This is a genomic window from Variovorax paradoxus B4, assembly GCF_000463015.1.
GTDB lineage: Bacteria > Pseudomonadota > Gammaproteobacteria > Burkholderiales > Burkholderiaceae_C > Variovorax > Variovorax paradoxus_E.
This window is the reverse complement of sequence record NC_022247.1, coordinates 1,255,802-1,276,014: the sequence shown is the minus strand read 5'-3', so window position 1 is coordinate 1,276,014 and position 20,213 is coordinate 1,255,802. Positions and strand designations below refer to the sequence as shown.

Annotated in this window: 17 protein-coding genes; 4 read left to right on the top strand and 13 right to left on the bottom strand. The window is 66.8% G+C overall.

Translation table 11 applies throughout. The annotated features are described in order from the left end of the window. Window positions 1-2: 2 nt before the first annotated feature. Entirely contained in the window at window positions 3-959 is a 957-nt protein-coding gene (gene tal / locus VAPA_RS05710) for a transaldolase (RefSeq protein ID WP_021005817.1), read from the bottom strand. A 250-nt stretch (window positions 960-1,209) separates the two neighbouring features. On the opposite strand from tal, the gene VAPA_RS05705 reads away from it, so the two are divergent. Continuing rightward, window positions 1,210-1,887: a lipocalin family protein gene (locus tag VAPA_RS05705; RefSeq protein WP_021005816.1), complete on the top strand. Its 678-nt coding sequence runs from the start codon at window positions 1,210-1,212 to the stop codon at window positions 1,885-1,887. Here VAPA_RS05705 and VAPA_RS05700 read toward each other — a convergent pair. The 4 genes from VAPA_RS05700 to VAPA_RS05685 are packed head-to-tail and all read right to left on the bottom strand — an operon-like array spanning window position 1,874 to window position 6,871. After that, on the bottom strand, window positions 1,874-2,515 hold the full coding sequence (locus VAPA_RS05700; protein WP_021005815.1) for an HAD family hydrolase: 642 nt from the start codon (window positions 2,513-2,515) through the stop codon (window positions 1,874-1,876). The genes VAPA_RS05705 and VAPA_RS05700 overlap by 14 nt on opposite strands. Before the next feature lie 12 nt (window positions 2,516-2,527). Beyond that, complete coding sequence (locus tag VAPA_RS05695; RefSeq protein WP_021005814.1) at window positions 2,528-3,580, bottom strand: ABC transporter ATP-binding protein; 1,053 nt, start codon at window positions 3,578-3,580, stop codon at window positions 2,528-2,530. Between the two features lie 15 nt (window positions 3,581-3,595). After that, the gene (locus tag VAPA_RS05690) at window positions 3,596-5,857 is read right to left on the bottom strand and encodes an ABC transporter permease (protein WP_021005813.1); all 2,262 of its coding nucleotides are present in this window, start codon (window positions 5,855-5,857) and stop codon (window positions 3,596-3,598) included. Further along, complete coding sequence (locus tag VAPA_RS05685; RefSeq protein ID WP_021005812.1) at window positions 5,858-6,871, bottom strand: ABC transporter substrate-binding protein; 1,014 nt, start codon at window positions 6,869-6,871, stop codon at window positions 5,858-5,860. 144 nt (window positions 6,872-7,015) lie between these two features. Here VAPA_RS05685 and zwf point away from each other — a divergent pair, with 144 nt between their 5' ends. Continuing rightward, complete coding sequence (zwf, locus tag VAPA_RS05680; protein ID WP_021005811.1) at window positions 7,016-8,485, top strand: glucose-6-phosphate dehydrogenase; 1,470 nt, start codon at window positions 7,016-7,018, stop codon at window positions 8,483-8,485. Window positions 8,486-8,495: 10 nt separating this feature from the next. Here the strand turns inward: zwf and ygiD are convergent, their stop codons facing one another. Then, on the bottom strand, window positions 8,496-9,428 hold the full coding sequence (ygiD, locus tag VAPA_RS05675; protein WP_041946350.1) for a 4,5-DOPA-extradiol-dioxygenase: 933 nt from the start codon (window positions 9,426-9,428) through the stop codon (window positions 8,496-8,498). Window positions 9,429-9,556: 128 nt separating this feature from the next. Between ygiD and VAPA_RS05670 the strand changes: the two genes are divergently transcribed. After that, on the top strand, window positions 9,557-10,756 hold the full coding sequence (locus tag VAPA_RS05670) for an IS4 family transposase (RefSeq protein ID WP_021005809.1): 1,200 nt from the start codon (window positions 9,557-9,559) through the stop codon (window positions 10,754-10,756). 199 nt (window positions 10,757-10,955) lie between these two features. Here VAPA_RS05670 and VAPA_RS05665 read toward each other — a convergent pair whose 3' ends face one another. The 7 genes from VAPA_RS05665 to VAPA_RS05635 form a co-directional block, all read right to left on the bottom strand. After that, entirely contained in the window at window positions 10,956-11,954 is a 999-nt protein-coding gene (locus VAPA_RS05665) for an ABC transporter ATP-binding protein (RefSeq protein WP_021005807.1), read from the bottom strand. Continuing rightward, window positions 11,951-13,021: an ABC transporter ATP-binding protein gene (locus tag VAPA_RS05660; RefSeq protein WP_021005806.1), complete on the bottom strand. Its 1,071-nt coding sequence runs from the start codon at window positions 13,019-13,021 to the stop codon at window positions 11,951-11,953. The genes VAPA_RS05665 and VAPA_RS05660 overlap by 4 nt, the downstream gene beginning before the upstream one ends. A 22-nt stretch (window positions 13,022-13,043) precedes the next feature. Next, window positions 13,044-13,955 carry an ABC transporter permease gene (locus VAPA_RS05655; protein WP_021005805.1) on the bottom strand — a complete coding sequence of 304 codons (912 nt, stop codon included), beginning with the start codon at window positions 13,953-13,955 and terminating at the stop codon, window positions 13,044-13,046. A gap of 82 nt (window positions 13,956-14,037) precedes the next feature. Continuing rightward, window positions 14,038-15,624, bottom strand: coding sequence for an ABC transporter substrate-binding protein (locus tag VAPA_RS05650; protein ID WP_021005804.1), 1,587 nt, complete (start codon window positions 15,622-15,624; stop codon window positions 14,038-14,040). Window positions 15,625-15,657: 33 nt separating this feature from the next. Next, the gene (locus VAPA_RS05645; RefSeq protein ID WP_021005803.1) at window positions 15,658-16,923 is read right to left on the bottom strand and encodes a M20 aminoacylase family protein; all 1,266 of its coding nucleotides are present in this window, start codon (window positions 16,921-16,923) and stop codon (window positions 15,658-15,660) included. Window position 16,924: 1 nt separating this feature from the next. After that, a complete protein-coding gene (locus tag VAPA_RS05640; protein ID WP_021005802.1) occupies window positions 16,925-17,905 on the bottom strand; it encodes an ABC transporter permease in 981 nt (326 codons plus the stop codon). A 197-nt stretch (window positions 17,906-18,102) separates the two neighbouring features. Further along, on the bottom strand, window positions 18,103-19,293 hold the full coding sequence (locus tag VAPA_RS05635) for a porin (RefSeq protein ID WP_021005801.1): 1,191 nt from the start codon (window positions 19,291-19,293) through the stop codon (window positions 18,103-18,105). Between the two features lie 282 nt (window positions 19,294-19,575). Between VAPA_RS05635 and coq7 the strand changes: the two genes are divergently transcribed. Further along, the gene (gene coq7 / locus VAPA_RS05630; protein WP_021005800.1) at window positions 19,576-20,205 is read left to right on the top strand and encodes a 2-polyprenyl-3-methyl-6-methoxy-1,4-benzoquinone monooxygenase; all 630 of its coding nucleotides are present in this window, start codon (window positions 19,576-19,578) and stop codon (window positions 20,203-20,205) included. Window positions 20,206-20,213 lie beyond the last annotated feature (8 nt).

Here is a 20,213-nt window from a genome sequence, read left to right as displayed (position 1 = left end):
GCTTACTTGCCGCTTTCCTGCATGAGTTTTTCGAGCTTCACGGCATCGGCCGCGAAGGCACGGATGCCTTCGGCGAGCTTCTCGGTGGCCATGGCGTCTTCGTTCAGCGCGAAGCGGAAGCCGGCCTCGTCGTAGCTCAGTTTCGGCACGTCGGCCCTTGGCGCGGCGGTGGCATCGAGCGCATGCGCGAGCGGCTCGTTGTTCGCAGCCAGCTCGGCCAGCAGCTCGGGGCTGATGGTCAGCAGGTCGCAGCCGGCCAGGGCCTGGATCTGTCCCACATTGCGAAAGCTGGCGCCCATCACCTCGGTCTTGATGCCGTGCTGCTTGTAGTACTCGAAGATCTGGCGCACCGATTTCACGCCGGGATCGTTCGCCCCCGCATTGGCGGCCTCGTTCCATTGGACGCCGGCCGACTTCTTGTACCAGTCGTAGATGCGGCCCACGAAGGGCGAGATGAGCTGCACGCCGGCCGCACCGCAGGCCACGGCCTGCGCGAACGAGAACAGCAGCGTGAGGTTGGTGCGGATGCCCTTGTGCTCCAGGGCGCGCGCCGCCTCGATGCCCTCCCAGGTGGAGGCCACCTTGATCAGCAGGCGCTTCTCGGTGTCGATGCCTTCGGCCCTGTAGAGCGCCACGATGCGCTCGCCGCGCGCAATGGTGGCGGCCGTGTCGAACGAAAGGCGCGCGTCGACTTCGGTCGACACACGGCCCGGAATGATCGAGAGGATTTCAGTGCCGAAGCGCACCAGCAGCCGGTCGATGACCTCGTCGAGCGGCTTGCCCGCGTGCTTGCTGACGGCTTCGTCGAGCAGCGGCCGGTATTCGGGCTTCTGCACCGCCTTCAGGATGAGCGACGGATTGGTGGTCGCATCTTGCGGCTTGGAAATGGCAAGTTGCTTGAAGTCGCCCGTGTCGGCGACCACGGTGGTCCATTGGCGGAGAGCATCGAGTTGGTTCATGGAGAAAGATTATCCAGTGCGGGTGATGACAAGTCCTGCACGCAGTTGCGCCGGGGCCGATGTTTTCATGCAAACCGTAGCACGGGTTTTCACCGCCCTCCATCAGCCTGCCGCCGGCAGGGTTGTAAGTGGCCAGCCGGCCACGCTGCCCTACAGCGGCTGTGGTCCGCCGCTGACGGCGCGGCGTCCCGGTCGAGCGCTAGGCTGGGTGTTTCCGATTGATGCTTTCGACCACAGGAGTGCCACGCCCATGCCTTTTCGCCATCGCTCCGCCGCGGCTGCCGCCGCCAGCCGCGCGCCATTCGATGACCGCCGCACCAGCCAGGCCATCGGCACCCTGGCCACGGCCTTCGTGGTGGGCGGCGTCGCAACCTGGATCGCCATGGGTGCGGGCCGCACTGCGCGTGCGCAGCTGCCCGGGCCGGCCGATGGCGCGCCCCTCATGCGTGCGCCGCTGCAGGTGGTGGCGCCGGTCGATCTGCAGCGCTATGCCGGCATCTGGCACGAGCAGGCCCGGCTGCCCAACCGCTTCCAGAAACAGTGCGCCGGCCCCGTGAGCGCCGAGTACACGCCGCAGCCCGATGGCACCGTGCAGGTCCTCAACCGCTGCGTGCGGCCCGACGGCCATTTCGACGAGGCGGTGGGAACGGCCCGCGTGGTGCCGGTGGCGGGCCAGCCCGGCGCGGGCCGGCTCGAAGTGCGCTTTGCGCCCTCGTGGCTGAGCTGGCTGCCGATGGTGTGGGGCGACTACTGGATCCTGAAGCTCGACCGCGACTACCAGGTGGCGCTGGTCGGCACGCCCGACCGCGAATACCTCTGGGTTCTTTCGCGCGCGCCGCGCCTCGAGGACGACGCGCTGCAGGCCGAGCTGGACTACGCCGCCAGCCTGGGGTTCGACACGTCGAAGGTGGTGCTCACCGGCCGATAGGCGGGACAGCCGGCAGATGGCGCGCCAGCTGCGCCGCCAGCGCTGCGGGGTGGGTGCAATGGATGGCGTGCCAGCCGAAGGCGCGCGCGGCCTCCACATTGGCGGCCGAATCGTCGATGAACACCGTCTCCGCGGGGTCGAGCGCATGGCGCACCGCCAGCAGCTCGTAGATTTCGCGCTCCGGCTTGATGAACTTCACGTCGCCTGAAAACACGCCTCCGTCGAAACGCCGCATGAAGCCGTGCCGGCGTTCGACCGCGCGCGCGTACGGCGCCGGCATGTTCGAGAGGTAGTACAGGCGCAGCGCCTCGCCGGCCTCGCGTCGGGCAAAAAGCCGCTCCAGCAGTTCCACGGTGACGGCAATGGGCTCGAGGCGCTCTCCGAGCGTGCCGAGCATGGCGTCGAGCCGGGCGGCCGGCAGCGACAGCCGCTGGGCCATGCGCGCAATGGACTCCTCCAGCGAGCGCGTGCCGCAGTCGAAGCTCATCCAGTCGTCATGGTGGAAGAGCGCACGGCCCAGCGCCGCTGCGGCAGCTTCCGTGGGGGCATGCTCGGGAAGATGGGTCTGCACCAGCCGGGTGGGCTCCCATGCCAGCAGCACGGCGCCAAGATCGAAAACCACGTTCATGGCGCCATTGTTTCACGCGCCGGGCACCACGCTGACGCCGTGCGCCGCCAGCGACAGCGTGGCCTCGGCGCCCGCGGCCAGCGGCCTCGAAAGGTCGGTCGACACCACGAATACCGGCCCCAGTGGTGTATCGAAGCCGTACTCGTAGAAGCTGCCGAGGTAGGCCGCCTTGCGCAGCGTGGCGGGCAGGCCCGCGGCCGCGCCGGCGGCGCCGATCTCCCAGGCCTCGGGCCGCACCGCCACCTTCACCGCGCCGGGCGCCACCGCATGGCGGGGCTGCAGCCGCAGCGGGCCGAGCGTGACGCTGCCGTCGGCTTGCGCCATGGCCGGGAACACCATGGCCTCGCCCATGAAGCCGGCGACGAACTCGCTCTCGGGCCGGGCATAGAGCTGCTCGGGCGTGCCGCGCTGGGCGATCACGCCGTGGTCCATCACGATGATCTGGTCGCTCACGGCCAGGGCCTCGCTCTGGTCGTGCGTGACGTAGGCCACCGTGAGCTTCAGCCGCTGCTGCAGCGCGCGGATTTCCTCGCGCATTTCGCGCCGCAGGCGGGCGTCGAGGTTGGACAGCGGCTCGTCGAACAGCAGCACCGCCGGCTCCAGCACCAGTGCGCGCGCCAGTGCAACGCGCTGCTGCTGGCCGCCCGAGAGTTCGCTGGGCAGCCGCTCGTCGAAGCCGACCAGCCCCACGCCCTTGAGCGCGCCGCGTGCCCGCGAGGCGGCCTCGTCCTTCTTCACGCCGCTCATGCGCAGGCCGTAGCCCACGTTCTCGATCACGTTCATGTGCGGGAACAGCGCGTAGCTCTGGAACATCATGCTCACGTTGCGCTCGGCCGGGCCCAGCGTGGTCACGTCGCGCCCGCCCATGAAGATCGAGCCCGAGGTGGCCGATTCGAGCCCCGCGATCATGCGCAGCGTGGTCGTCTTGCCGCAGCCCGAGGGCCCGAGGATGGTGGTGAGCGTGCCGACCGGCACCTCGAAGCTGATGCCCTTGACCGCCAGCGGCCCGTTCCTGTCGGAGCCGTAGCGCTTGGTGACGTTGCGGAATTCGATGCCGTTGCTCATGTGTTCATCTCTCGATCAATGCACCACGGGCGCAGCGACCATCGGCACCCCCGCCTTGCGCCGCCCCAGCCTGCGCTCCCCCACCACGAACTGCACCAGCGCAATCGCCAGCGACATCAGGATCATCAGCACCGTGCAGTAGGCCAGCGCGATGCCGTAGTCGCCGTTGCCCACGCGGCCGATGATGTAGGTGGTGGCCAGTTCGTTCTCGGCCGTGACCAGGAAGATCACCGCGCTCACCGTCGTCATGGCGCGCACGAAGCTGTAGACCAGCGCGGCCACCAGCGCGGGTTTCAGCAGTGGCAGCACCACCTTGAAGAGCGTCTGGGCCGTGGAGGCGCGCAGCATCAGCGAGGCTTCGTCCAGCGAGCGGTCCAGCTGCTTGAAGGCCGCCGTGCCGGCCCGCACACCCACCGGCAGGTTCCGGAACATGAAGCACAGCACGATGATCAGCCCGGTGCCCGTGAGCTCGAACGGTGGCACGTTGAAGGCCAGGATGTAGCTCACGCCCAGCACCGTGCCCGGAATGGCAAAGGCCAGCAGCGCGCCGAACTCGAAGACGCCCTGACCCTTGAACTCGTTGCGCGCGAGCAGCCAGGCAATCAGCAGGCCCAGCGCGGCGGTGATGGGTGCCGAGATGCCCGCGAGCTTGAGCGTGGTGAGCAGCGAATTCCACGCGGTGCCGGCCCACACCAGGCCGAACTGGCCCCACTCGAGCGCAAATGCATTCTTGAAGTGATCGAGCGTGAAGCTGTAGTCGCGCCCCCAGGTCTGCACGAAGCCGCCCGCGAAGGCGAACAGGTAGACCACCGCGGTGAAGGCGATCCAGGGCAGCGCGATGCAATGGATCGTGCGCCGCACGCCGTCGGGCAGCGCCATCGCAATGCCCGCATCGCCCTTGCCGCTCACGGTGGTGTAGTTCTGCCTGCCGAGCACGCCGCGCTGCAGCGCGAACACGCCGAGCGCAAAGATCGTGAGCACCCACGCCAGAGAAGCCGCGCGGCCCTGGTCGTACTGCGCGCCGACGATGGCAAAGAAGATGTCGGTCGACAGCACCGAGAACTGGCCGCCCACCACCACGGGATTGCCGAAGTCCGCAATGCTCTCGATGAAGCCGACCAGGAAAGCATTGGCCAGCCCGGGCTTCAGCAGCGGCAGCGTGATGGTGAAGAAGGTGCGGCGCCGGTCGGCGCGCAGCATCTGCGCGGCCTCTTCCAGGCTGGGCGCAATGCCCTGCACCACGCCGCGCATGATCATGAAGGCAATGGGCGTGAAGGCGAACAGCTGCGCCACCAGCACGCCTGGCATGCCGTAGAACCAGCGCGTCGGCTCGATGCCGAACAGGCTCTCGAGCAGCTGGTTCACGATGCCCGCGCGGCCGAACAGCAGGATCAGCCCCAGCCCCACCACGAAAGGCGGCGTGATGATCGGCAGCAGTGCCAGCACCCGCAGCGCACCCTGGCCGCGCTTGCTGCCGCGCTCGGCCATCAACGCCATCAAGGTGCCCAGGAAGGTGGTGCCGGCGGCCGTCAGCAGCGCCAGCACGAGCGTGTTCCAGGCCACGCCGCAGCGCACGCCGCCGGCCAGGCAGCCCACGCCCCAGACGCGTTCGGCGAACACGCGCGCGGCAAAGGCCGTGATCGACCAGCGGCCGTCTTCGTCGAAGAACGCACCCGCGAGTGCCTTGCTCACCGGGTAGGCGATGAACAGCGCCATCAGCACCCCGCAGCCGATGACCGCTGCAGCCACGAACAGATCGCCCTTGAAGAGCCCGAGCCGCGCGATGCCGAAGGCCGCCAGCAACGTGAGCGCGGTGAGCGCCACGAAGCCGCCCGCGCCGATGCCGAACTGGTTGATCGCGAGTTCGCCGAACTGCGCATTGAGCGCCGCAAAGCTCCAACCGCGCGCGCCGATGGTGAAGCCGGCAATGGCAAGGCCGAAGGCACCGATGGCGCCGCCCGCCAGCAGCCAGCGCCCCTGTGCACGGCCGGCCGGCCGCCAGGCCCCCATGGCGCACATCGCCAGGCCGGCAAGCCCGAAGAAGAGCCAGCTGCGCCCTTGCGTGACCGCCTGCATCAGGCCGTTGGCGCCCTCGGCCTGGCCAAAGACCTGCGGAATGGCTTCGTACCAGGTCGAATCCTGGATCGCATACCAAGGCAGCAACAGGTAGGCCGCGAAGCCCAGCGCCACCCAGGCCCTGATCCAGCGCTGCGACCGCCGGGCGGCGGCCACCGACGCCGGGTTGACCGGCGCGCCGCCGATGGAAGGGGCTTGCACTTAGCGCGGCAGCGAATTGACGTCTTTTTCCCAGCGCGCGATCAGGCGCCGGCGCTCGGCGCTGGCACCGTACTTCGCATAGTCGTAGTTGATGAACTTGATCTTCTTGAAGTCGGGGATGCGCGGGTCGAGCTTGGCATTCGCGTTGCTCGGCAGCTGGAACTGCTTGTTGGCGGCGCCGAGCTCCTGCGCGCCGGGCGTGAGCGCCCATTCGTAGAACTTCTTCGCAGCCTCAAGGTTGCGGGCGCCCTTGATGATGCTCATGGAGCCGATCTCGGCGCCGGTGCCGTCGCTGGGCGTGATCGTCTCGACCGGAAAGCCCTGCATCTTCTCGCCCGGGCCGTCGTGCACGAAGCTGATCGACACGGCCGTTTCACCGCGCGCCACCGCCTTGATGGGACCGGTGCCGGAACGGGTGTACTGGCCCACATTCCTGTGCAGCGCCTTCAGGTAGTCGAAGGCCTTGTCCTCGCCCATCAGCTGCACCAGCGTGGCGATCATGGTGTAGGCCGTGCCGCTGGACGCAGGGTTGGCCACCTGGATGTCGCCCTTGTATTCGGGCTTGAGCAGGTCGGCCCAGGTCTTGGGCACGGGCAGCTTCTTCTTGGCGAGCAGTTCGGGGTTGTAGCCGAAGCCCAGCGGGCCGGAGTAGATGCCCACGGTCCTGTAGCCCGACTGCCTGGCCTGCTGCTGGGCCCAGGGATGGAGCTGCGCCAGCGTGGGCGACTTGTATTCGAGCGTCAGGCCCTGTTCGGCCGCCTGCAGGTGCGGGTCTCCGGTGCCGCCGAACCAGATGTCGGTCTTGGGGTTGTCCTTCTCGGCAATGAGCTGGGCCAGCGCCTCGCCCGAGCCCTTGAGCGACATGTTGATGCGGGTACCGGTGGTACGCGCATACACGGTGGCAATCACGTTGCACCATTCGGCCTGGACCGAGCAGATCACGTTGACCGTGCCCTGCGCCGACGCGGCGGCCGACAAACCCAGCAATGCCGCTGCAGTAAAAAGCTTCTTCATGTGAAATCCCCGCCTCGAAAACAAAAATAGGCCTTTCGGCCGGGGTGGAGCGTAGCTTTCGTACAGGTTTCATGAATCGGTACAAGTACCATTCGGTTGAAACAGAGAGCCCACTCGGCACCAAGACAAAAGGAAATTCGACCCATGAGCTTCGATCTCGTTCTGTTCGGCGGCACTGGCGATCTCGCATGGCGCAAGCTCATGCCGGCGCTGTTCCAGGCCTTCAGGCACGGCAGCCTCCCGAAAGACGGACGCATCGTCGGCGTGGCGCGCGACGACCTCTCGGACGACCAGTACCGCGAGCTGATCCAGTCGCGCTTCAATGCCGTCGAAGGCGCCAAGCGCCCTTCGGCCGAGGAGTTCGAGAAGTTCGCCTCGCTGCTGCACTACCTGCGCATGGACCTGTCCAAGCCGGCCGACTACGCGCGGCTTGCCCACCTGCTGAAGCAGCGCAACGCGGACACGGTGGTGATGTACGTGGCCACGGCGCCGGCGCTCTTCACCCAGGTGGTCGAGCAGATCGCCACGGCCGGCCTCAACGGCCCGTCGACCCGGGTGGTGCTCGAGAAGCCGCTGGGCCACGACCTGGCGTCCAACCGCGCGATCAATGCCGCGGTGTGCAAGGTGCTCGACGAGAAGCAGGTCTTTCGCATCGACCACTACCTGGGCAAGCCCTCGGTGCAGAACCTGTTCGCCATGCGCTTCGGCAATGCGCTGTTCGAGCCCATCTGGCGCCGCGAGCACATTGCCAACATCCAGATCACCATCGCGGAAGACCTGGGCGTCGAAAAACGCGGCGCCTTCTACGACCAGACCGGCGCGCTGCGCGACATGGTGCAGAACCACGCGCTGCAGCTGGTCTGCGCCATCGGCATGGAGCCGCCGATCAACTCGCATGCGGATGCCATCCGCGACGAGAAGCTCAAGGTGCTGCGCGCGCTCAAGCCCTGGACGCCCGAGACACTGGGGCTGCATGCCATTCGCGGCCAGTACGCGGCCGGCACGGCCTACGGCGAACGCGTGCCCGGCTACAAGGACGAGCCGGGCGTCGACCCCGAGAGCCGCACCGAGACCTTCGTGGCGCTGCGCACCGAGATCGCCAACTGGCGCTGGGCCGGCGTGCCGCTCTACATCCGCACCGGCAAGCGGCTGGCCTCGCGCGACGCGCGCATCGAGGTCAACTTCCGGCCCACGCCGCATGCGATCTATCGCGCGCCCTCCGGCGCGGTCAACAAGCTGGTGATCAATCTCCAGCCGCGGGACGGACTGGAACTGCACATGCTCGCGCAGGCACAGGACAACCGCCAGCGCAGCAACGGCCACCACAGCACCGCGCAACTCGCGCCCGTGCAGCTTGACCTCGACTTCGACAAGCGCTTCGGCGCCGAACGCGTGGGCGCCTACGAACGGCTGCTGCTCGACGTGATCGACGGCCGCCTGAACCTGTTCGTGCGCAGCGACGAGCAGGAAGAGGCATGGCGCTGGGTCGAGCCGCTGATCGACAGCTGGGCATCGGACGGCGGGCCGCGCCCCTACGCCGCCGGTACCTGGGGCCCGAGCGCCTCGAGCGCAATGATTGCGCGCGACGGCTTCTCGTGGAGCGAGGAACAGTAGGCCGGCGCGCTCAGCCGAACTGGATGCAGCGCATGCTCAGCGTGCCCGACTGGAATCCCTCGTAGACCGTTTTCGCGCGCTCGCTCGTCCCCGCGGCGCCGAGCGCGTAGAGAAACGGAAAATAGTGGTCCGGCATGGCGACCGCGATCGACGCGCCTTCGAGCTTTTCATAGCCGACCAGCGCGCGATCGTCCCGCCCCGCGAGCGCGGCCTTCACCGCGTCGTCGAACGACTGCGCCCAGGGCCGGCTGGCCATGAGCCCATCGGCCGTGCCGCGGTCGGTGGCCCGCAGGTTGTGCACCACGTTGCCGCTTCCCATCACGAGCACACCCTTGTCGCGCAGGGCCGCCAGGTCGCGGCCGACTGCGTAGTGAAAAGCCGCCGGCTTGTCGTAGTCGATGCTGAGCTGGAAAACCGGAATGTCGGCCTTCGGATAGAGGTGCTTCAGCACCGTCCATGTTCCGTGATCCAGGCCCCACTGCTGGGTGCCGACCACCGCGGCCTGCTTCACCGCGGCGACGGTTTCGCGCGCGAGCGCGGGATGGCCCGGCGCCGGGTATTCGATGTCGAAAAGCGCCTGCGGGAAACCGCCGAAGTCGTGGATCGTCTTCGGCCGCTCCTGCATTCCGACGCCGGTGGCGCCGCGGCTCAGCCAGTGGGCCGAAACGCTCAGGATGGCCGAGGGCCTCGGAAGCTCGCTGCCCCATGCGGACAGCCGGCGCGTGAAGGCGTTGTCGGCCAACGCATTCATGGGCGAGCCGTGGCCGATGAAGATGACCGGCATCCGCTGCGACGGGGCCCCGGCGGCGGCGTGCGACAGCGAACAAAGCGAAGCCAGCGTTGCGGTCGCCCCGAGCGCGGACCCCATGAGAAAGCCGCGGCGGCCCAGCGCCGACCGGATCGCCGGGCTGCCGCCGGTGCGTGTGTTCTTCTTCATGGTCATGCCCGCACTCTGCGCAGGCTTGTCGCGCACGTCAGTGCGTTTACGCACATCCAGGGCTAGATGCAATACTGTTTAGATAAATAATTCTGTGCGACAATCTGATTCCGTCTCCATTACGGACGGAATCGATGGCACGAACAAGGAAGGCACTACCGGCTCGAGTTGACACGGCGCACCTGATCAGCGCCGGGGTACTTGCGGCGGTGTGTCCGCGCCCGCTGATCGACGAGGTGCTGGCCGAGACGGGCAAGGCCAGCCAGCGCGAGCGGCTGCTGCCGGCTGCGGCGGTGGTGTACTACGTGATGGCGCTGGCTCTGTGGCGCGAGGCGCCGCTGGAGGAAGTGCTGCGCGTGGTGTGCGAGGGTCTGCACTGGCTGGGCGGCGGGCAGGCCGAGGCCGTGCAGGCCAGCAAGTCCGCGATCTCGCAGGCGCGCACCCGCCTGGGACCCGAAGTGATGCGTCGCCTGGCGCAGCGCGTGCTGCGCCCGCTGGCCGCGCCCGGCGCACCTGGGGCGTGGTATCGCGAGCAGCGCGTGATGGCGCTGGACGGCAGTTGCCTGGACGTGGCCGACGAGCAGGCCAATGCGCAGTTCTTCGGCTACCCCACGGCCGTGCGTGGGCAAAGCGCTTTCCCGCAAGCGCGCGTGCTCGGGCTGGTCGAATGCGGCACGCACGCCGTCGTGGCGGCGGACATCGCCTCGTACGCGCGCAGCGAGAAAGCGATGGCCGCCGAGGTGCTGCCCGACTGGTTGCACAAGGACATGCTGCTGCTGGCGGATCGGGGCTTTTACAGTTTCAAGCTGTGGCAATTGGCCGCGGGCAGCGGGGCTGCACTGCTGTGGCGCGTGAGCGCCACGATCAAGCTGCCAGCACAGCAGGTGCTGGCCGACGGTTCGTACCTGAGCACCGTCTACGACAGTGCCGACAGCGCTCGGCGTCACGGCACGACCGTGCGCGTCATTGAGTACGCGCTGCAGAACTCGGCCACCCCCACCAAAGACAGCTACCGATTGATCACCACCCTGCTCAACGCCGATCGAGCACCGGGCCTGGAGCTGGCAGCGCTGTACCACGAGCGCTGGGAAATCGAGGGTGTGTTCGATGAGTTCAAGACGCACTTGCGGGGCGCCAGCACGGTGCTGCGCAGCAAGACACCGGACCTGGTGCAGCAGGAGCTTTGGGGGCTGCTGCTGGCGCACTTCGCCGTGCGCCAGCTCATGGCGCAAGCGGCTTGGCAGCAGGAGCTCGATCCGGACCGCTTGAGCTTCATGCACGCCGTACGCGTGATCAAGCGAAAATTGCCGCAAGCAGCGGCCGTTCCCCCCTGAGCGCCTCGAAAGTTGGCGCGACGCGCTGCTCGCCGAGATCGCCCGCGGCCGCTGCGTGAGCAGCCGCGGGCGCTACAACCCGCGAGGGGTCAAGCGCAAGATGAGCAACTTCAAAGTGCGCCGTCGCGGCGCCGAGCTCCACCGCAGGCATGAGCCGACGCCGGCGTTGCGCGCGCTTCGTATCTGAACAGTATTTGGGCTAGATGCGCCCTTCTTCCACCGCATGGCAGGCCACCTGCACGCCCTTGATGCTCAACAGCTTCGGCCGCTCGGCCGAGCACCGCGCATTCGCATGCGGGCAGCGCGGATGAAACGCGCAGCCGGTCGGCGGGTTCAGCGGATTCGGCACTTCGCCCTGCACCGGCGTGCGCGAGCGGCCGGTGTGCTTCATCTGCGGAATCGCGTCGAGCAGCATGCGCGTGTAGGGATGCTGCGGCTCGGCAAAGAGCTTCTGCTTGTCCGCCACCTCGACCAGCCGGCCCAGGTACATCACGCCGACCTGGTCGGCCACGTGCCGCACCACCGCGAGGTTGTGCGAGATGAAGAGATAGGTCAGGCCCTGCTGGCGCTGCAGGTCCTTCATGATGTTGAGCACCTGCGCCTGCACGCTCACGTCGAGCGCCGAAGTGGGCTCGTCGCACACCAGGAACTCGGGTTGGGTGGCGAGTGCGCGTGCGATGGAGATGCGCTGGCGCTGGCCGCCCGAGAACTGGTGCGGATACTTGCTCATGTCCAGCGGCGAGAGGCCGACCGACTTGAGCAGCTCGCCCACGCGCTCGCGCAGCTCGGCCTTGCCGTGGAGGATGCCGTGCTCGCGCAGCGGCTCGCCGACGATGTCTTCCACGATCCAGCGCGGGTTCAGGCTCGCGTACGGGTCCTGGAAGATCATCTGGATGCGGCGGCGCAGCTTGCGGCCTTCGGGGGTCTTGAACGCAGCATGCGCATCCTGCCCATCGAACTGCAGGCCGCCGCGCGTGGGCGCGTAAAGGCCGACCAGCAGCCGCGCCACCGTGCTCTTGCCGCAACCCGATTCGCCAACCAGCGCGAGCGTCTTGCCGCGCTCGATCGAAAAGCTCACGCCGTCCACCGCATGCAGCAGCACGCGCGGCTTGCGTTCGAGCACGCGGTTGAGCCAGGGCGGCGACACGTCGAAGGTGCGAGCGAGGTCGTGCGCCACCACGAGCGGTTCGGTGCTCATCGGGTCACCTCCGCAAGCGGTGCGGCGGCATCGGGCACGGCGCGCTCGCCGGCCAGCTGCGCATCGTGGTGCTGGGCCGCCAGCTCGGCCTGGCCCTGGTGCGGATCGGTGGCATCGTGCAGCCAGCATGCGGCGCGCGTGGCGCCGGCATGCATGAGCTCGGGCCGCTCGGTCAGGCAGCGTGCAAACGTGCGCGGGCAGCGCGGGTTGTAGGCGCAGCCCTGCGGGATGGCATTGAGCCGCGGCATGGCGCCGTCGATCTGGTTGAGCCGTTCGCGGTCACTCGCCATGTCGGGAATCGAGGCCATCAGGCCCGAGGTGTAGGGATGCGCCGGCTGGTGGATCACTTCGTGCACCGGGCCGATCTCCGCGATGCGGCCCGCGTACATCACGGCCACGCGGTCGCAGGTTTCCGCGATCACGCCCATGTCGTGCGTGATCAGCATCACGGCAGCGCCGCGGTCCTTGCAGATGCGCTTGAGCAGCTGGATGATCTGCGCCTGGATCGACACGTCGAGCGCCGTGGTCGGCTCGTCGGCCACGATGAGCTTGGGCTCGGCCGCCAGCGCCAGGGCAATCACCACGCGCTGGCGCATGCCGCCGGAGAACTGGTGCGGGAAGTGGTCGATGCGCTGCTCGGCGGCCGGAATGCCGGTGTCCTGCAGCAGGCCGATGGCGCGGTGCCGCGCCTCGGCTTCGGTCACCGGCAGGTGGGCGCGGATGGTTTCCACCAGCTGCCGGCCGACGGTGTAGAGCGGGTTCAGCGAGGTCAGCGGATCCTGGAAGATCGCGCCGATCTTGCGGCCGCGAATGGGTCGCATCGCATCGAAGCCGAGGTTGTCGATGCGCTGGCCTTCGAGCAGGATTTCCCCGCTGGCCACGCGGCCCGGAGGCTCGAGCAGGCCGATGATGGCCGCGCCCGTGAGCGACTTGCCGGCACCCGACTCGCCGACCACGCCAAGGATTTCACCGGGCGCGATGTCGAAGGAAATTCCGTCGAGCGCGCGCAGCGTGCCGCGGCGGTGCGGGAACTCGACGACGAGATTCTTGACCTGGAGCAGCGTCATGGTGGCGTTGTCCTTTTTTCCATCAGCGCAGGCGCGGGTTCAGCGCGTCCCGCAGCCAGTCGCCCAGCAGGTTCACGCTGAGCGCGATCAGCACCAGCATCAGGCCCGGGAACACGGTGATCCACCATTCGCCCGAGAACAGATACTGGTTGCCGATGCTGATCAGCGTCCCCAGCGAAGGAGAAGTCGGCGGCACGCCGACGCCGAGGAACGACAGGGTCGCCTCGGTGATGATGGCCGTGGCGACCTGGATGGTGGCCAGCACCATCACCGGCCCCATCACGTTGGGCAGCACGTGGCGCAGCATGATGCGCAGCGGCGCCACGCCGGTCACGCGGGCGGCCTGCACGTATTCCTTGTTGCGCTCCACCAGCGTGGAGCCGCGCACCGTGCGCGCGTACTGCACCCAGCCGGTCAGCGAGATGGAAATGATGAGCACGCCGAAGGCCAGCGACTCATGCGCATTGGGGAACAGCGCACGGCCGACGCCGGCAATCAGCAGCGCCACCAGGATGGGCGGGAACGACAGCATCACGTCGCACAGGCGCATGAGGAACGAATCGAGCCAGCCCCCAAGAAAGCCGGCCAGCAGGCCGAGCACCACGCCCACCGTGATCGAGAGCGCCACCGACACCACGCCGACGATCAGCGAGATGCGCGCGCCGTAGATCACGGCCGAGAGGATGTCGCGGCCCTGGTCGTCGGTGCCCAGCAGGTACTTGGAGGAGCCTTCGGCGCTCCATGCGGGCGGCAGGCGCGCGTCGCCGAGTTCGAGCGTCGCAAGGTCGAAGGGGTTGTGCGGCGAGACCCATCCTGCAAAGACCGCGCAGAACAGGCAGGCCAGCGCGATGAGCGCCGCCGCCATGGCCACGGGTGAAGTGCGAAAGCTGTAGCCGACATCGCTGTCGAGCCAGCGGGCAAATGTTTTTTTCATCGTGAGGCAAAAGGATGGGCCCGCAAGAAGCGGGCCCAGGATCGAGCCGTTCAGGCCGCCCATTGGCGGGCGGCCGGCGGGGTCACGGCTTGATGCTCATCCACTTGAAAGGCATGTAGTTGTCGGCCATCTGCGTCAGCGCCACCTTCTTGCTCACGCCCCAGGCCAGCGCCTGCTGGTGCAGCGGCAGGTGGCCGACATCCGCGGCGTGCAGGTCGAAGGCTTCCTTGATCATCGCGTCGCGCTTGGGCTTGTCGGTTTCCGACTGGATCTTCTTGGTCAGCTCGTCCACCTTCGGGTTGCAGTAGGCCCCCAGGTTGAACTGGCCGGCGCCGGTCTTGTCGTCCGGGCAGGCCATCAGCGCGGTCAATGCGTTGTGCGAGTCGTAGGTGGTCGGGGTCCAGCCCAGCAGGTAGAAGCTGGTGTCGCGGCGCAGGATCTTCGGGAAGTAGGTGCCCTTGGTTTCCGCTGCGAGGTTGATCTTGACGCCGATCTTCGCGAGGTTGGAAGCCACGCTCTGGCAGATCTGGCCATCGTTCACGTAGCGGTCGTTCGGGCAGTTCATCGTCACTTCGAAACCGCTGGGATAGCCGGCTTCGGCCAGCAGCTTCTTGGCAGCCTCGACGTCGTAGGGCAGGCGCTTGTCCTGCGCTTCGTTCCAGCCGTTGATGCCGGGGCCGACCATCAGCGCCGTGGGGCGCGATGCGCCGCGCATCACGGTGCGCTGGATGCCGACGATGTCGATGGCCTGGTAGAAGGCCTGGCGCACGCGCTTGTCCTTGAACGGGTTCTTGCCCTTGACGCTCGAGTACAGCAGCTCGTCGCGCTTCTGGTCCATGCCCAGGAAGATGGTGCGCAGTTCGGGGCCGGAGATGACGCGCGCATTGGGGCTCGCGTTGATGCGCGCCACGTCCTGCACCGGCACCGGCTCCATCACGTCGATTTCGCCGGACACCAGCGCCGCGACGCGGGTGGCGGGATTGGCGATGGGCGTGAAAATGATCTCTTGCGCGTTGCCCTCGATCTTGCCCCAGTAGGTGGGGTTGCGGACGAACACCGTGCGCACGTTGGGCTGGCGCTCCCGCACACGGTACGGGCCGGTGCCGTTGGCCTTGAACGAGGCAGTGTTCTCGATGCCCTTGCGGCGGTCGACGGGTGTGACGGCCTTGTTCTCTTCGCACCACTTCTTGCTCATGATCATGAGCTGGGTGATGACATCCGGAAGAATGGGGAACGGGCCCTTGGTCTCGATCTCGATGGTGTGCGCGTCGACCTTGCGGACTTCCTTGATGTCCGTGGTGTTGGACTTCATGTCCGAGCCTTCGCCGGCGGCGCGGGCGAAGCTGAAGAGCACGTCGTCGGCCGTGAAAGGCGTGCCGTCGTGGAACTGGACGTTCTTGCGCAGTTCGAAGCGCCACACGGTGGGCGAGGTCTGCTTCCAGCTGGTCGCCAGGAGCGGTGCAACGCTCAGGTCCTTGTTTCGGCCGACCAGCGTTTCATAGACGTTGGCGGTGGTGCTGAGCTGCAGCGACTCATTGAGCGAGTGCGGGTCGAGCGACAGCGCGTCCCCCTGGTTCGCAACGCGAATGGTCTGCGCGCCGGCCATCAGGCTGGTGGCGCCCAGCATGCACAAAACTGCGACCGCAGCCGCCTTCTTCTGGAAACTCATGGGAACACTCCTCGGGTTGGAATCGGAAACACATCAAGGCGTCGCGGTAGCGGCGTCTTTCACGGGCTGCTCGCTGCGGGTAGCAGCCAGCGGCATGCCCTGCTCGATCAGCCCCGCATGCAATGCGGCGCCGAGCGGCAGGATCTCGTCGTTGAAGTCGTAGCGGCTGTTGTGCAGGAACGCGCCGCACTTGGCGTCCTGGCCGATGCGCAGGTAGGCGCCGGCCTTTTTCTGCAGCATGAAGGAGAAGTCTTCGGCGCCCATGCTGGGCTCCATGCTGCGGTCCACGTTCTTCGCGCCGACCAGCGACTCGGCCACGTCGGCCGCGAACATCGCCTCCGGCGCGGTGTTGATGGTGGCTGGATAGATGCGCTCGTATCTGATCGTGGCGGTTGCGCCGAAGCCGGCGGCGATGGCCGTGCACAGCTCGGTCAGGCGCTGCTCGACCTGCGCCTGCACGCGCGCGCTGAAGGTGCGCACAGTTCCTACCAGCGTGGCCTCGCCCGGAATCACGCTCATGGCGCCCAGGTCGCCGGCCTGCACCGCGCAGATGCTGACGACCGCCGCGTCGATCGGCCGCACGCTGCGCGACACGATGGTCTGCGCGGCGGTGATGATGTGCGCGGCGACCACCACGGGATCGACGGTCTGATAGGCATGCGCGCCGTGGCCACCCTTGCCCTTGATCTCGATCGTCACGCGGTCGGCCGCGGCCATCATGGCGCCGCGGTTGATGCCCACGGTGCCGGCGGGCATGGCGGGCCAGTTGTGCATCGCATAGACCGACTCGACCGGAAAGCGGTCGAACAGGCCGTCCTCGATCATCACGCGTGCGCCGGCAAAGCCCTCTTCGCCGGGCTGGAAGATCAGCACCGCGGTGCCGTCGAAGCTGCGGGTTTCGGCAAGGTAGCGCGCGGCGCCGACCAGCATGGCCGTGTGCCCGTCGTGTCCGCAGCCGTGCATCAGGCCGTCGTTGGCGGAGCGCCAGCCGAAGTCGTTGTCTTCGCGCATGGGCAGCGCGTCCATGTCGGCGCGCAGGCCGATCATTCGCCCGCTTGCCGTGGACCGGCCTCGGATGACGCCCACCACGCCGGTCTTGCCGATGCCGTCATGGATCTCGTCCACGCCGCAGGCACGCAGCGCTTCGCGCACGCGGCCGGCCGTGTAGACCTCTTCGAAGCCGAGCTCGGGGTGGGCGTGCAGGTCGCGGCGAAAGGCCGTGATCTCCGGATAGAAGCTCGCGATGTGCGCAAACGCCCGTCCCGAGGCCTGCAATCGCGGTGCTGCGGCAACCGTCATTTCAATGTCCTCCGGCCTTGCCAACGCGCAGCCGCGGGTCGACCACGAAATACAGCAGGTCGACCACGAGATTGATCACCACGAAGATCAAGGCAATGAGGCACAGGTAGGCCGCCATCACCGGAACGTCCGCAAAGGTCACGGCCTGGATGAACAAGAGCCCCATGCCGGGCCACTGGAACACCGACTCGGTGATGATGGCAAAGGCAATGAGGCCACCGAGCTGCAGCCCGGTGATGGTCATCACCGGCACCAGCGTGTTCTTGAGCGCATGGCCGAAATGAATGGCGCGGTTCGTCAGGCCGCGCGCGCGCGCAAACTTGATGTAGTCGGTGCGCAAGACCTCGAGCATCTCCGCACGCACCAGCCGCATGATCAAGGTCAGCTGGAAGATCGCGAGCGTGACGGCCGGCAGGATGATGTGATGCCAACCGTCGGCCCGGAACAGACCGCTGCTCCACCAGCCGAACTGCACGGTTTCGCCGCGTCCGAAACTCGGGAACCAGCCCAGCAGCACCGCGAACACGAGGATCAGCAGGATGCCGATCAGGAAGGTGGGAAGAGACACGCCGAGCAGCGACACGGTCATGAACACCTGGCTCAGGAAAGTGCCGCGGCGCAGCGCGGTGTACACGCCCATCGGGATGCCGATGAACAGCGCCAGCACGGCTGCCACGAGCGCGAGTTCGAGCGTGGCCGGAAAGCGCTCGCCGATGAGGCGCGACACTTTCGCGCCCTGGCGCAGGCTCAGGCCGAACTCGCCCTGGGCTGCATTGACGAGAAAGTGCCAGAACTGCACGAAGAAGGGCTGGTCGAGCCCCAATGCGGCGCGCAGCTCGCGGATCTGTTCTGGCTTGGCATCCTGCCCCAGCAGAAAAACGACAGGGTCGCCCACATATTGAAAGAGGAGAAAGGCAATGAACGCGACCGCGATCATGACGATCACGGCCTGGATCAGGCGGCGCAGGACGAAGGCAATCATTCAGCAAACAAAGTGAACAGGCATGCTAGCAGTGCAAGGTGCGTGCCCGCACGGTGGTTCCCCGGGGGTGCACGCAGATGGTGCGCTTCGCCTGAGCCCATGCACCACCAGCGAAGCCACAAATAAAAAAGCCACTCGACTTTCGTCGAGTGGCTTTTGAGTCTTTCGATTCAAAGCTGGCGAAGGCCAGCCTCAAATTAGAAAGCGTGACGGATACCGAAGTCGTAGCCGGTGGAGTTCTTCGGGGTGAAGACGGCGTTGTTGATGAAAGCCGGGCCACCAACGGTCAGAGCTGCACCGTTCTTGTTGCTCACGCGAGCGATCGTTGCGTACAGAGCCGTGCGCTTCGACAGGTTGTGCACGTAGCCCAGAGCCAGCTTGTTGGCCTTCGGGTCAGCAGCTTCAGGCGCGAACAACACCACAGGAGCGTTGTTGTCGTACTTGACGTGCGAGTACGAAGCGCGGATCAGGCCAGCACCGACCGGCACGGTCACGCCGAGCAGGTAGCCGGTGAGGTCGACGTCAGGACGGCCGCCGAGGAACGGGGTGACTTCGTAGTCGACCTTGTTCTTGGACTTCGACACTTCACCGAAGAGCTTCACGGGACCGAAGTCATACGAAGCGCCGAGGTTCAGCGTGTTGATCTTGGTGGTCGTGCCGACGTAGAACTGGTCGCCAACCGTGCTGCTGCCGTAAGCAACTGCAACGTCCAGAGGACCGTTGGCGTAGCCGAAGCGACCTGCGATGTTGCGGCCGGTGCGCGAATTGTTCGCGACGTCAGGCGTAGCCAGACCGGGGCTGTACTTGGTCTTCTCGCTGAAGCCGTACTGCAGCTGACCGTAGAAGCCACCCAGGTTCGGCGGCAGGAAGTAGCCGATGGTGTTGCTGGCGCGGGTGGGGTGACCGAAGTCGCCGGCGGCCGTCTGGATCAGGTTGGTGCCAACGCCGTTGGTGCCGAACGGATCGAACACGGTGTTGTTCCAGAACGTCGGGGTGTAGTCACGGCCGAGGCGGACTTCACCGAAACCACCCGACAGGCTCACGGTCGAACGACGATTGAACGTCGAAACACCGGTAGCGCCATCATCGTTGGTGATCGGAGCTTCGAGCCAGAAGCTGGCTGCCAGGCCACCACCGAGGTCTTCCGTACCACGGAAGCCCAGACGGCTGGAGTTGTAGCCCGAGTTGGCCAACTCACGGCGGCTGACCTTGACGCTGCCTTGGTTCAGGTAGAACGGGTTCAGGAACGTGGCACCGTTCAGGTCACGCGAGGTGCTCGAGTAGCCGCTGATCGACGCGTCGACCACGCCGAACAGCGTGACGGACGACTGAGCCGAGGCAACACCGGCAACAGCCAGGGCAGCCAGAGCAACTAGAGATTTTTTCATTGCAAGTTTCTCCAAGGTTAAACATAGGGCTCCGGTGCGAAGGGCTCACCGTGACTGGCACTTTTGTGCTCCCACCGGACCCCGGGCCAACCTCCTTTTGGGAAGTTGATGCTATTGCACCAGAGCCGCTGCGGCAGGGCAAAACAAATCGCCCGAAATCTCCGGCGGCCCGCGCGTTTCGTTGCAGTCCTGCAACAAAGGACTTGGGCGCCCTCACAAACCACGATGTGAAATGAAGCAACTGTTTCGCACTGCTCTTTCCGCATACGTTCAAATATGGGGATGACTTTTACGCTCGACCCCGTTCTGACTGCGGCTGACGCGGCATTGCGTACTCTTTTTGCCCGGCCCCATGCAACGCGGTCCACGCCCCCGCCCGTCCAGCCACCCGGAGAGCTGACCGATTCGGAGCGGCGCGAAGCCGGCGCATTGATGCGGGTGAATCACGTGGGCGAGGTGTGTGCGCAGGCGCTTTACACCGCCCAGGCCGCGGTGGCGCGCGACCCTGTCCTCCGGGCCCGCTTGCTCGAGGCCTCGCACGAAGAAACCGATCACCTGGCCTGGACGCGGCAGCGGCTGGACGAGCTCGGCGCCCGGCCTTCGGTTCTGAACCCGCTCTGGTATGCGGGTGCTTTCGGCCTGGGCCTGGTGGCCGGACGCCTGGGGGATCCGCTGAGCCTCGGGTTCGTTGCAGAGACCGAACGCCAGGTGGAAGCTCACCTGGAGAGCCATCTCGGCCGCCTGCCGCCCGCCGACAGTGCGTCCAGGGCCGTGGTCGAGCAGATGAAGATCGATGAGGCACGGCACGCCGCGCAGGCCGTGGATGCCGGAGCTGCGGAATTGCCGGCCCCGGCCAAGGCCCTGATGCGGTTCGCCTCCCGCGTGATGACCACGGTGGCGCACCGGATCTGAGGCCTTGC